This window comes from Pseudomonas brassicacearum, from assembly GCF_918698105.1.
GTDB classification, from domain to species: Bacteria; Pseudomonadota; Gammaproteobacteria; order Pseudomonadales; family Pseudomonadaceae; genus Aquipseudomonas; species Aquipseudomonas brassicacearum_F.
The window spans coordinates 23,768-36,463 of record NZ_CAKKMI010000009.1 but is presented as its reverse complement, the minus strand read 5'-3'; the positions used below and the strand labels follow the sequence as shown (position 1 = coordinate 36,463).

Annotated in this window: 10 protein-coding genes; 1 reads left to right on the top strand and 9 read right to left on the bottom strand. The window is 64.4% G+C overall.

Going from position 1 to position 12,696, the window contains the following annotated elements; translation table 11 throughout:
• Positions 1-16 precede the first annotated feature (16 nt).
• The 7 genes from LQ215_RS05780 to LQ215_RS05750 all read right to left on the bottom strand — a co-directional run bounded on the left by LQ215_RS05780 (position 17) and on the right by LQ215_RS05750 (position 6,838).
• Entirely contained in the window at positions 17-895 is an 879-nt protein-coding gene (locus tag LQ215_RS05780; RefSeq protein ID WP_230147866.1) for a LysR family transcriptional regulator, read from the bottom strand.
• 240 nt (positions 896-1,135) lie between these two features.
• Complete coding sequence (gene ycaC / locus LQ215_RS05775) at positions 1,136-1,765, bottom strand: isochorismate family cysteine hydrolase YcaC (RefSeq protein ID WP_014337664.1); 630 nt, start codon at positions 1,763-1,765, stop codon at positions 1,136-1,138.
• A 147-nt stretch (positions 1,766-1,912) separates the two neighbouring features.
• Complete coding sequence (locus LQ215_RS05770; protein ID WP_230147864.1) at positions 1,913-3,751, bottom strand: amidohydrolase; 1,839 nt, start codon at positions 3,749-3,751, stop codon at positions 1,913-1,915.
• A gap of 158 nt (positions 3,752-3,909) precedes the next feature.
• A complete protein-coding gene (locus tag LQ215_RS05765; protein WP_230147855.1) occupies positions 3,910-4,536 on the bottom strand; it encodes an antibiotic biosynthesis monooxygenase in 627 nt (208 codons plus the stop codon).
• Positions 4,529-4,942, bottom strand: coding sequence for a DoxX family protein (locus LQ215_RS05760; RefSeq protein WP_230147853.1), 414 nt, complete (start codon positions 4,940-4,942; stop codon positions 4,529-4,531). Before LQ215_RS05760 ends, LQ215_RS05765 begins: the two co-directional genes overlap by 8 nt.
• Entirely contained in the window at positions 4,939-5,886 is a 948-nt protein-coding gene (locus LQ215_RS05755; RefSeq protein ID WP_230147851.1) for a LysR family transcriptional regulator, read from the bottom strand. The genes LQ215_RS05760 and LQ215_RS05755 overlap by 4 nt, the downstream gene beginning before the upstream one ends.
• A gap of 130 nt (positions 5,887-6,016) precedes the next feature.
• Positions 6,017-6,838, bottom strand: a complete 822-nt coding sequence (locus LQ215_RS05750; RefSeq protein WP_003203408.1) for an alpha/beta fold hydrolase — start codon at positions 6,836-6,838, stop codon at positions 6,017-6,019.
• Positions 6,839-7,195: 357 nt separating this feature from the next.
• Between LQ215_RS05750 and LQ215_RS05745 the strand changes: the two genes are divergently transcribed.
• Entirely contained in the window at positions 7,196-9,985 is a 2,790-nt protein-coding gene (locus LQ215_RS05745; protein WP_230147850.1) for an ATP-binding protein, read from the top strand.
• Here LQ215_RS05745 and LQ215_RS05740 read toward each other — a convergent pair.
• Positions 9,947-11,437 (bottom strand): ATP-binding protein, encoded by a 1,491-nt coding sequence (locus tag LQ215_RS05740; RefSeq protein ID WP_230147849.1) that lies wholly within the window; start codon positions 11,435-11,437, stop codon positions 9,947-9,949. The genes LQ215_RS05745 and LQ215_RS05740 overlap by 39 nt on opposite strands.
• A gap of 183 nt (positions 11,438-11,620) precedes the next feature.
• Positions 11,621-12,571 (bottom strand): GlxA family transcriptional regulator, encoded by a 951-nt coding sequence (locus tag LQ215_RS05735; RefSeq protein WP_230147847.1) that lies wholly within the window; start codon positions 12,569-12,571, stop codon positions 11,621-11,623.
• Between the last annotated feature and the right edge of the window lie 125 nt (positions 12,572-12,696).

Below are 12,696 nucleotides of genomic sequence, written 5' to 3'. Positions count from 1 at the left end.
AATGCGTTGCGGCGCTTTATTGCATTTGTTCACGCAAGAATTCCACCAACGCCTGCACCGGGCGCGCACTTTGCCGATGCTGGGGATACACCGCCGACAGCGCCAGCGGTTCGGTTTCGAAGCCTTCCAGGACCTTGATCAGCCGCCCATCCTTCAAGGCATCGCCGAGGATGAAAGCGGGCAGATAGGTGATGCCCATGCCGGCGATGGCTGCGTCCCTGAGCAAATCGCCGTTATTGGCGCGCATGCGTCCCGTGACCTCCAGGGTCAACGGTTTGCCGGCGCCCACGAAACGCCACTGCACTTGACGACTGTGACCATAGGGCAAGCAGTCGTGATTGCGCAGGTCTTCGGGCCGCGCGGGCGTGCCTTTTTGCGCCAGGTAGGCGGGGCTGGCGCAGTACACCCGCTCGATGGTCGCGATGCGCCGGGCAATCAGCGTCGAATCCTCCAGCACGCCGATGCGCAGCGCCAGGTCATAGCCCTCCCCCAACAGATCCACCGAGCGGTCGCTCAGGTCCACCTCGACGCTGACGCCCGGATAGCGCTGCAGAAACAGCGGCAGCAGGCTGCCCAGGTGCGCCACGGCGAAGGACAGCGGTGCGCTGAGGCGAATGGTGCCGCGGGGCTCGCTGGTCTGGCCGCTGATGCCCTGCTCCACCTGTTCGACTTCATTGAGCAGGCGCAGCGCCGCTTCGTAATAGCGCTGGCCCAGGGGCGTGACGTCCAGCCGCCGGGTCGAGCGATTGAGCAGGCGCACGCCCAGGCGTTGTTCCAGTTCCATCAGCTTGCGGCTGACGAACTGCTTGGACAGCCCCAGTTTTTCCGCTGCTGCGGTGAAACTGCCCGACTCCATGACCTGGGCAAAGATGCGCATTTCTTCGAAGGGGTTCATTGTCATTCCTGGGGTGGACAGTCATGGGGATTGGCTGGGCATTGTGGTCTTGGTAAGTCAGATTGACTAGCTGTTGAATGTGCCACCGTCATCGCGAGCAAGCTTTGCTCCCACAGTGGATCTGTGGGAAAACCTGTGGGAGCAAAGCTTGCTCGCGATAGCGGTGGCACTGCTTGAGAGGTGTTAACGCCAGACACAAAAACACCCGCACAAGGCGGGCGTCGTTCAGCATGACCCCGCTTACTTGGCCGTCAGCGCCGAGTAGCTGTTCATCAGGTTGCGGTAGTTTGGAATGCGCTGGGACAGCAGGTTGCCCAGGCCTTCGATGTCGTTGCGCCAGTCGCGGTGCAGCTCACAGGCCACCGAGAACCAGTTCATCATCTGCGCGCCGGCAGCGGTCATGCGTACCCAGGCGGCCTGTTGCACGGTTTCGTTGAACGTCCCCGAGGCGTCGGTCACCACGAACACGTCAAAACCTTCAGCCAGCGCCGACAAGGTCGGGAACGCCACGCAGACATCGGTGACCACGCCAGCGATGATCAATTGCTTGCGGCCCGTGGCCTTGATCGCCTTGACGAAATCTTCGTTGTCCCAGGCATTGATCTGGCCTGGACGCGGGATGTACGGCGCATCCGGGAACATTTCCTTGAGCTCCGGCACGATCGGGCCGTTGGGGCCTTGTTCGAAGCTGGTGGTCAGGATGGTCGGCAATTCGAAGAACTTCGCCAAGTCGGCCAAGGCCAGCACGTTGTTCTTGAACTCGTTGGGCGAGAAATCCTGGACCAGGGAAATCAGGCCGGTCTGGTGATCGACCAGCAGGACGACCGCGTCGTCTTTGTTCAGACGGTTGTAGGCGGGAACGTTGCTCATGGGATGACTCCTTTGGGATGGGTGTTACAAAACCTTGTGGGAGCGAGCTTGCTCGCGATAGCGGGGTGTCAGCTTGCGGCGATGTCGGGTGTGCCGACGTCTTTGCGAGCAAGCTCGCTCCCACAGGGGATAGATGTTTGTACTCAGTTAGAAGGCAAAGCAGGAACAGCCAAACGCGCCCCAGAAGCCTTGGAAATCGCTGACCGGGACGTTCGACAACCGCGCCCGTTCATGGCTGTGGGAATGCACCGTGCACGGACCGCTGCATTGGTGGACCTGGGCCTGCAATGGCGACGTCGGGCGCCAGTGCCCTGGGACCTTGACCACCGGCGACCAGTCGGGCAGCACCGGGACGCTGGCCGGCCCGAGTTTTTCGAAGTCGCCGGCGGCGTACACCACCTTGCCGTCGACCACGGTCAGCACCGACTCGATCCACTTGATGGCTTCTTCCTCGACGCTGAAGAAGTCCGCGCTGAGGGCCGCCAGGTCCGCCAGTTGGCCAACCTTGATCTGGCCTTTCTTGCCCTGCTCCGATGAGAACCAAGCGCTACCGTGGGTGAACAGCTCCAACGCGGTCAGGCGCGGCAGGCCCTCTTCGTGCAACGAAAGGCCACCGACCGTGCGCCCGCTGACCATCCAGTACAACGAGGTCCACGGGTTGTAGCTGGAGACGCGGGTGGCGTCGGTGCCGGCGCCCACCGGCACGCCTTCGGCGAGCATGCGCTTGATCGGCGGCGTGGCTTCGGCGGCCTTGGCGCCGTAGCGGTCGACGAAGTATTCACCCTGGAAGGCCATGCGATCCTGGATCGCGATGCCACCGCCCAGCGCTCGCACACGCTCGATGTTCTTCGGCGTGATGGTCTCGGCGTGGTCGAAGAACCAGGGCAGGCCGTTGAACGGAATGTCGCGGTTCACTTTTTCGAACACATCGAGCATGCGGCTGATGGATTCGTCATAGGTGGCGTGCAGGCGGAACGGCCAGCGCTGCTCCACCAAGTGCCGGACCACCGGCTCCAGGTCTTGCTCCATGCCCGGCGGCAGGTCCGGGCGCGGCTCGAGGAAGTCCTCGAAATCCGCCGCCGAGAACACCAGCATTTCCCCGGCGCCGTTGTGCCGCAGGAAGTCATCGCCCTGGTGCAACGTGACGCTGCTGGTCCAGTTCTTGAAGTCGCTGAGTTCTTCCTTGGGCTTCTGGGTGAACAGGTTGTAGGCGATGCGCACCGTCAACTGCTGCTCGCGGGCCAACTGCTCGATCACCGCGTAGTCGTCCGGGTAGTTCTGGAAACCACCACCGGCGTCGATGGCGCTGGTCAGGCCCAGGCGATTGAGTTCACGCATGAACTGGCGCGTGGAGTTGACCTGGTACTCCAACGGCAGCTTCGGCCCCTTGGCCAAGGTCGAGTAAAGGATCATCGCGTTGGGCCGCGCCACCAGCATGCCGGTGGGTTCACCCTTGCTGTCACGCACGATCTCGCCACCCGGCGGGTTCGGCGTGTCGCGGGTGTAGCCGGCCACCCGCAGCGCAGCGCGGTTGAGCAAGGCGCGGTCATACAGGTGCAACACGAACACTGGCGTGTCGGGAGCGGCCTGATTGAGTTCTTCCAGGGTCGGCATGCGCTTTTCGGCGAACTGGAATTCGTTCCAGCCGCCCACCACGCGTACCCATTGCGGTGTCGGCGTGCGGTCGGCCTGGTCCTTGAGCATGCGCAAGGCGTCGGCCAGGGACGGTACGCCCTCCCAGCGCAGCTCCAGGTTGTAGTTCAGGCCGCCGCGGATCAGGTGCAAGTGTGAGTCGTTGAGCCCGGGAATGACGGTGCGGCCCTTGAGGTCGATGACTTGGGTAGCGCTGCCGCGCAGGGCCATGGCCTCGGCGTCGGTGCCGACCGCGACGAAGCGCCCCTGGCTGATGGCAACCGCGCTGGCGCGGGGTTTTTCACGGTCGACGGTATGGAACTGGCCATTGAACAGAATCAGATCGGCGTTCATCGGTTTTTCCTTCAACAATGGATGTGCGGACAAATCCGTGGCGAGGGAGCTTGCTCCCGCTGGGCTGCGAAGCGGCCCCAAAAAGAGCGGACGCTACGCGTCCAGCGGGAGCAAGCTCCCTCGCCACAACAGTGCTAGTCACAAAAGTTCGGCGCTGCCTAGGGCTCCAGGTGCTCGTGAGCTTTCGAGTCCTCAAGCCACGGCGCGAACAGACGGGTCGCCAGCGGCATGCACACGTACACCACCGAGAGCACGATGGTCAGGGTGATCAGGAACGTGGCCACCACGTAGTTGGAAAGAAAGCTATTGAGTTGCAGTAAAGGCCCCCAGATCAGCGGCACCAGCAAGGTGTGCGGCAGGATCACCAGCAGCGTCACCACGGCCTGCTTCCAGCGCGGCGGCGGTGTGGCCGCATCGGCCAGCGGGGTGAACCAGAACTCCTTGTGCGCCCCGACTTCGGTCTGGTCACCGTCGGCCAGCAACGGCATGGCCTCCTCCACCAGTTCGCGGCGCTCGGGCGAGTCCAGCCAGCGTTGCATGGCTTCGGTGGAACAGAAACGCAGCACACAAGTGAACAGCGCCAGCCCGTCCTGCTTGCCCCTTACCACATCCACCCCCAGGTGCCCTGGCCATTGACCGGCCACGCGCACGATGCGGCGCAACCAGGCCTCATACGCCGCGTCCTGGCCGGCCTTGATCCGGTGCTTGACCACCAGGGTCACGATTTCATCGAAGCCGGGTTTGGCCGGGCTCGCGGTGGATTCCACGGTTTGAGACTCAGACATGGCGAAGCACTCCAACAAAACGCGTATTGATTGCCAGGCGTCCCGGCCCGGCGATCAACACACTGGTAAATACGATCAGCAGCAGCCAGCCGAACTGGCCTTCTTCCAGGCTCCACTGCGGGTGCACCACCAACAGCGCCACGGCCAGCAGAAACAGGATCGGCAAGCACGCCAGGCGCACCAGCACACCGGCCATGATCAGCAACGGACACAGCACCTCGGCGAAAATCGCCAGGATCAGCGTCGGCGCCGCGCCAAGGTGAAACGGGTCCTCGATGCGGGTCAGCTCGACGCTGTAGTGCAACAGCTTCGGCAGCCCATGGACCCACAGCAAAAACAGTCCGCCGCTCAGGCGCAGGAACAACAAGCCCAGATCCTGCAGCGGGCGTTCATCAGTCATGTTCATCGGTGGGCTCCATCCGCGGCGACCGAGGCCGCCGCTGGCAGCGGTTGGGACATGTGGCTGGCAATGCGTGAACGCAGCCAGCGCTCGGCCGGGTCGTTGTCATGCACGCCGCTCCAGACCATCGACAGTTCAGCGGCATTGATCTCGAACGGCGGGTCCTCGGCGCGCAGCGCGCAGCCTTCCACCAGCGCGCAGGCGGCATAGTCGGGCACGGTGGCGATCAGCTCGGTGCCGGCCAGCAAGGCCCGCAGACCGCTGAACTGCGGCACCGCCAGCACCACTTTGCGGCGGCGGCCGATGCGGGCCAGGTCCAGGTCGATGTTGCCGCTCAGGTCGCCCGAAAACGAGACCATGGCGTGGGGCCGCGAGCAGTACTCGTCCAGGGTCAAGGGCCCCGGGCGCTTGTCGCCACGCAAGACCTTGCAAGGGATGTCCCGCAGTTTCTTGCGCTTGGCATTGGCCGGCAGATCGGTGGTGTAGCTGACACCGACGCTGATTTCACCGCTGGCCAGCAGCGACGACATCAGCAGGAAATTGGCCCGGCGCACCACCACGATGATCCCCGGCGCTTCTTCGCGCAGTTGGCTCAGCAACGGTGGAAACAGGCCGAATTCGGCATCGTCGGACAGACCGATGCGAAACACGTCGCAACTGGTGGACGGATCGAACGCCTTGGCGCGGCTGACCGCGCCAGAAATGGTGTCCATGGCCGGTTGCAGCTCTTGCAGGATCGCCAGGGCCCGCGGCGTCGGCTCCATGCCGCGACCGTGGCGGATCAGCAACGGATCATCGAACAGATCCCGCAGCCGCCCCAGCGCCGCGCTCACCGCTGGCTGACCCATGAACAGCTTTTCGGCAACGCGGGTCAGGTTTTTCTCGAACATCAGCGCCTCGAAGATCACCAGCAGGTTCATGTCGAGACGGCGTAGATCGTTGCGGTTCATTGAAGTGAGGTCCTGTTTTAACTGTGGGAGCGAGTCTGCTCGCGAAAGCGTTGGGCCAGCAGGCACTTATGTCGAATGAGCCACCGCCTTCGCGAGCAGGCTCGCTCCCACAGGTCTTAGCGTGCTTGCGTCAACCCTGGATGAACGCCAGCAGGTCCGCGTTCAGGCGGTCCTTGTGAGTGTCGGTCAGGCCGTGGGGCGCGCCGGGGTAGATCAGCAGCTGCGAGTTCTTGAGCAACTTGGCGGCGGCGATGCCGGCCGTTTCGATGGGGACCACCTGATCGTCATCGCCATGGACCACCAGGGTCGGCACGTCGATGTTGCGCAGGTCTTCGGAAAGATCGGTCTCCGAGAACGCCTTGATGCAGTCATAGGTGTTCTTGTGGCCGGCGAGCATGCCCTGCATCCAGAACCAGTCGATCATGCCTTGGGAGACTTTGGCGCCCGGACGGTTGGCACCGAAAAACGCGCTGGCCACATCTTTGTATAGCTGAGAACGGTCGGCCAGCGAGGCCTGGCGGAAACCGTCGAACACTTCCACAGGCAGGCCGCCGGGGTTGGCCGGGGTCTTGAGCATCAGCGGCGTCACCGCCGAGATCAGGCCAAGCTTGGCGACACGGGCGGCGCCATGACGGCCGATGTAGCGCGCAACTTCGCCACCGCCGGTGGAGAAGCCGAGCAACACCGCGTCCTTCAAATCCAGGCGCTCGATCAGTTCGGCCAGGTCATCGGCGTAGGTGTCCATGTCGTTGCCGTCCCAAGGCTGGCTGGAGCGCCCGTGCCCACGGCGGTCATGGGCGATCACCCGGTAGCCATTGGACGCCAGGAACATCATCTGCGCCTCCCAACTGTCCGAGTTCAACGGCCAGCCGTGGCTGAAGACCACCGGTTGACCACTGCCCCAATCCTTGTAGTAAATCTCGGTGCCGTCGCGGGTGATGAAGGTGCTCATGACATGACTCCTTGAGGTGGGTGGATCGCTTTATGGTCCGGCCATGGAGGGCACCTGCGTGAGTTAAACGTTGTTAATTTTTTCGGGACCGGCGTGTTAAAAGCCCGCTTCCGTGGCGAGGGAGCTTGCTCCCGCTGGGCTGCGCAGCAGCCCCAGGACTGTCACCTCGGTGTGCCAGAGTGATTAGGAATGGGGCCTTTGGGGCCGCTGCGCGGCCCAGCGGGAGCAAGCTCCCTCGCCACAGGGTCCGGCGGCTGGAAGGCAGGGAGTAGAGCCTGCGCCGTTGCGCTTGAAGCCAAACCTGAGGAATATGCTCGGGTAAAGCCCAGGCACCGGGACCAGAACATTGAGAGCAACATGAGCCAATACCTCAGCCTGCCCGTCGAACAGACGGTGCATTTCGGCCCTTACCGGGTCCATCCTCGCCAACGCCTGGTGCTCGAGGGTGGGCAACCGTTGCGCCTGGGACGGCGGGCCGTGGAGATTCTGCTGGTGCTGCTCGAGCACGCTGGCGAGGTGGTGAGCAAGCAGCAACTGATCGCCCGGGTCTGGCCCAGGAGCGTGGTGGAAGACACCAACCTGCGCGTGCACGTCGCGGCGCTGCGCAAGGCCCTCGGCGATGGCCAGGCCGGGCAGCGCTACATCGTCACCGTGGCGCAGCGCGGCTACAGTTTTGTCGCGCCGCTGTCATTCGAGCCGTTCGACCAATGGGCGCATATTCCTCATCCATCTTTGACGCGCAACCTGCCGCTGCAACGCACGCGCCTGATCGGACGCCAGGCCCTGGTGGAAAACCTGGTGGCCCAGCTACCGCGAAAACGCTTCATTACCCTGGTCGGGACCGGCGGCATCGGCAAGACCACCGTTGCCCTGCGGGTCGCCGAACGGCTGATCGGCCAGTACCGTGACGGCACGCATCTGCTGGACCTGGCATCGCTCAACGACGCGGCCATGATCGCTCCCAACCTGTGCGCGTTGCTCGACCTGCCATCGCAGGACGGTGATCCGCTGGACGCCATCGCCCGGCAGCTCAGGGAGCGGCATCTGCTGCTGGTGATCGACAACTGCGAGCACCTGATCGACGCCATCGCCCAGCTCAGCGAAACCCTGCTGCGCGGCGCCCCCCACCTGCACATCCTGGCCACCAGCCGCGAAGGCCTGCGCGCCGAAGGTGAACACGTGCAGCGCCTGGACGCCCTGGCATTCCCGCCCCGGGAAATGCCCATCGAGGGCTACCCCGCGCTGGAATACCCGGCGCTGCAACTGTTTGCCGAACGCGCGCTGGCCAGCCGTGACGACTTCGAACTGACCGACCGCGAGGTGCCGTTGGTGGTCGACATCTGCCAGCGGCTGGACGGCATTCCCCTGGCCATCGAGCTGGCTGCCGCGCAAATCGGCCGATTCACCCTGGAGGCGCTTCACCGACAACTGCAAGACAGCGTCGCCCTGCTTCACAACGACACCGACGCCGCACCACGCCAGCAGACCCTGCGCGCCACGCTGGACTGGAGCTTCAAGTTACTCACGGCCTGCGAGCAGACCTGCCTGCGGCGGCTGGCGGTGTTCATGGGCAGTTTCAACCTGGCCTCGGCCGCCGCGGTGATCGTCGGCCAGCACGTCGCGCCCGAGCAGGTGCTGGTGTCGGTCAGCCAGTTGGTCGCCAAATCGTTGCTCAATGTCGAGATCGGCGATGAGGAGGTGCGCTATCGCCTGCTGGACACCACCCGCCGCTATGCCTTGGAAAAACTGGCCGAAGCCGGGGAATTGGCGGCCAGCCAGGAACGCCACGCCGAGCGCTGCCTGGCGCTCATGGGGCAAGCGGAAAACGATTGGGAAAACACCCCTACCCGACTGTGGATCGCCCGCTACGCCGACTATCGCGACGACATCCGCGCGGCACTCGACCGCGGCTTGGGCCCACAGGGTTCACACGCCGTCGCGATCCGCCTGACCGCCCGTACCCTGCCCCTCTGGCAGGAGTTGTCGCTGCTCAAGGAACACGGTCTCTACGTCAACAAAGCGCTGCAATTGTTGCGAGCCAGCCCCGCGCCCTGTCCTCGCCTGACCCTGGCCCTGGAACTGGCCCACGCCAGTTTCAGCTACCACACCGAGGGTGGCACGCCGGCCACCGTCCGCGCCTTTGCCACGGCCCGGCAACTGGCCCGGCAATGCCAGGACCTGGCCGGCGAGCTGCGGGCCGTGTCGGGGCAAATGACCGTCGACCTCAGTTGCGGCAACTACCACCAGGCCCTGGCACACAGCCTGGATTTCGACCGGTTGGGCTTGCAGGGTGATCCGATCCTGTCCTTGAGCGCTCAACGCCTGCGGGTGCTGGCGCTGCATTTCACCGGCGACCAGGGCGCGGCGCGGCGCGAAGCCGAGCAGGTGATCCAGCGCCTGGCCCAGAGTGGTCACCGCAGCCGTTTCACCCACGGCTTCGGCGTGCAATACGATCAAAGCGTAGCCGCGCTGACGATTCTGGCGCGCATCCTCTGGCTGCAAGGTTTCGCCGAGAAAGCTCGGCGCACCGCCGACCTGGCGTTGCAGATCGCCGTGCAGATCAACCACGGTATTTCGATCTGCTATACCCTGGCGCTGGCCGGTTGCGTGATCGCCCACTACAACGGCGATTATCCGAGCGCCCGGGAAAGGCTCGAGTTGCTGAAGCAGCAGGCCAAGAAACATTCGATGATGCTGTTCCATGACTGGGCGTGCCATTACGAGCGCGCATTCGATGACCAGCCCCTGACAACGCGCCCGCCAGACGGGTTGATCCAGGACATCGCCGTCACCCTGCGCAGCGACTTCGTCAGCCCGGCGCAAATCGAACGGGCCCGCAGTGGTGCCGCGCACTGGTGTTCGGCGCAGATCCTGCGGGCCGCTGCCGAGACCTTGCTGGCCCGGAACGACCCCTCCCTAGAGGAAGCCGCCGAAGCGCAACTGCTGGCTGCCCTGGGCATCGCCCGTCGTCACCAGGCCCTGGCCTGGGAACTGCGCAGCGCCACGTCCCTGGCTCGTCTGTGGCAGCGCCAAGGGCAAGTGCATGCCGCGCAGGCTCTGCTCGGGCCTGTCTATCGACGCTTTACCGAGGGTTTCGAGACCCCCGACCTATTGGAAGCCGGCGCGCTGCTCCAGGCGCTGGCTTGACGGTTGGGGCCTTGAACGCCGGGCGCCCCAAGCACCTTGCAGCACGTAACGCCGATGAAACACAGGCCACTGACCACTGCGCCGCAGTTTGTCCATGGCATAGGCGCGAGTGGTATGGAGCAGATGGAAGCGCCCCCCTTCGGCAAGCGGCTCGACCATCAGCAGTGACACGCTCACCAGCCGCGACAGCAGCCAAGGTAATTGCCCGATACTCAGTTCAGCGCAACTGATTACGGCCAGCGCCGCCTTGAGCGTAAACGGCCCCTCGAACACCGCCAGGCGCTGGAATGCGGTTTGTTCGTCGGCGCTCAGACGCTCGAAACTCGAGTCCAGCACCGCGTCCAGGCTGCGGTGCCGGGCCACCGCCGTACGCCGCCCGTGGCTCAAGAGTGATAAACCGTGATCCAGTTGTTCCAGGACCCCAGCCACTCCCAAGGCATCGACCTGGGCCGCCGCCAGTTCCAACGCCAGCGGCAATCCGTCCAGACGCTGGCAGATCCGGGCAAGCGTCGGCCAGTCGCGACCGCCCGGTGTGAAGCCCTGCTGCCGGGCGCCAACCCGCTCGATCAGCAACTGCACCGCCGGGCATGCCTCGATCTGGTGCGCAGGTTCCAGGGGCGACGCCACAGCCAGGCCCGGCAGTGACACAATCCTTTCATCCGGCAAGTCCAAGGGCTCACGACTGCTGAGCAGCAGCGACACCCCGGGCGCCGCCGCAGCCACTGCCTGGACCAGTTCCCGACAGGCCTCAAGCAGGTGCTCGCAACCGTCGAGCACCAGCAACATCCGAGAGTGTTCGAGGCGGCGGGCCAAAGCGCCCTGCTCCACGCCCAGCACGCCGGCCACATGCGCCGCCACTTGTGAGGCATCGCTGACGGTCGCCAGGTCAACGAACCAGGCACCGTGTTCAAAGTGTTCGAGCAGCAGCTCCGCCACCCGCAACAACACGGTGGTCTTGCCGACCCCACCGGGGCCGGTCACGGTGGTCACGGCTTGACGGGGCACTTGCGCCAGCAACCGCCCCAGGACTTTGTCGCGACCCACCACCGGGCTCAAGCGTGCGGGCAGATTGTGCCGCTCGGCTTGGGGACTGACAGGCGACTCAACGCGCTCTTGCACCATCAGCGGCACTGCAAGGCAATAACCTTGCCGAGGATGATTGAGGATGTAGCGAGCGCCGCCCCGCCCATCACCGAAGGCCCGCCGCAGCGCCGCGATGTGCACCCGCAGGTTGATGGCCTCCACGATGCTGTCAGGCCAGACGTGGGCGATGAGTGTTTGCGTGCTGACGTAGTGGCCGGCGTGCTCCACCAGCACCTGCAGGACGTCCAGGGCACGGCCGCCCAGCGCGAGGGGCTGGCCATCACGGGTGACCAGCCGCTGCTGCCGGTAGAAGGCGAACGGACCGAAGCCCACCGCCGGCTCGCTATCGGGTTTGACGAAACTGTTCATGGGCGATCCAGCGCCGGATAACCGGTGCGGGCGTCAGTGTGCGGATCACCGAACACGTCTGCCCTGGCTCCTGCGCATCCTTTCCAAAGGGTTCGCCGTTATCTTGGCAGGCGCGGGCCTCAGGACAATGCTGGCACAGGGAGCGCCACGGACATCACAGTGCCCTGGACGGACACCGATGGCTCAACTGAACTGCTGGCGATACTGCACCGGGGTCAGGCCGAGCTTTTCACCGAACAAAAAGCGCATGTGCCGCACACTGCCGAAGCCACTGCGAAATGCCACGGTCTTGAGCGGCAGGTCGGTGGTTTCCAGCAGATGACGCGCCCGGTCGATGCGCGCGCCTTGCAGGAACTCCATGGGCGTCATCTTCACTTCACGGGCGAAGACCCGAGCGAAATGCCGCGCGCTCATGGCGGCCAACGCGGCCATGCGCTCGATGGTAAAGGGTTCCTCCAGACGTTCCATCACATGATTCTGCACTCGGGTGATGGCCGATTCCTGCGTCGACACCGCCGCCACCGAGGGGCTGAACTGCGCCTGTCCACCCTGGCGTTTCATCACCACCAGCAACACCTTGGCCACGTCCAACGCAACTTTGCGGCCGTGGTCCTGGGCCACGATGGACAGGGCCAGGTCGATCCCGGCGGTGACGCCGCCGGAAGTGATCAAGCGCCGGTCCTGCAGGAAGATCTTGTCGGTTTCCACCAGCGCCTTGGGAAAACGCTGGATCAGGCGTTCGGTGTAATGCCAGTGGGTGGTGACCCGGTAACCGTCGAGCAAGCCCGCCTCACCGAGCACAAAGGCGCCGGTGCAGATGGAACCGTAGCGCGTAGCCCGTTGCGCCGCGGCCCGCAGCCAGGTATGCAGCCCCGGATGCTGGTCGTTATAGGCCCCCGGCCCGCCCGGCACCAACAACACGTCATAGGCCGCCCAGGCCTGGTCGATATGGATATCGGCCTGCACCGTCACGCCGTTGGACGCCCGCAATGGCCCGCGCTCGGTGCCCAGGGTCAGCAACTGATAACGCAGGTCCCCTGCGAGGTAACGATTGGCGATGGAAAACACCTCCAGGGGCCCGGCCATGTCGAGCAGCAAAAAATCCGGGAACAGCACCATTGCAATGGTTTTCATCGGGAAGACGCCAAAAATCCAGAAACTGTGAGACCTCTTGTGGGAGCGAGCTTGCTCGCGATAGCGGCGGAGCAGTTGGAATTGATGTGACTGACACACCGCTATCGCGAGCAAGCTCGCTCCCA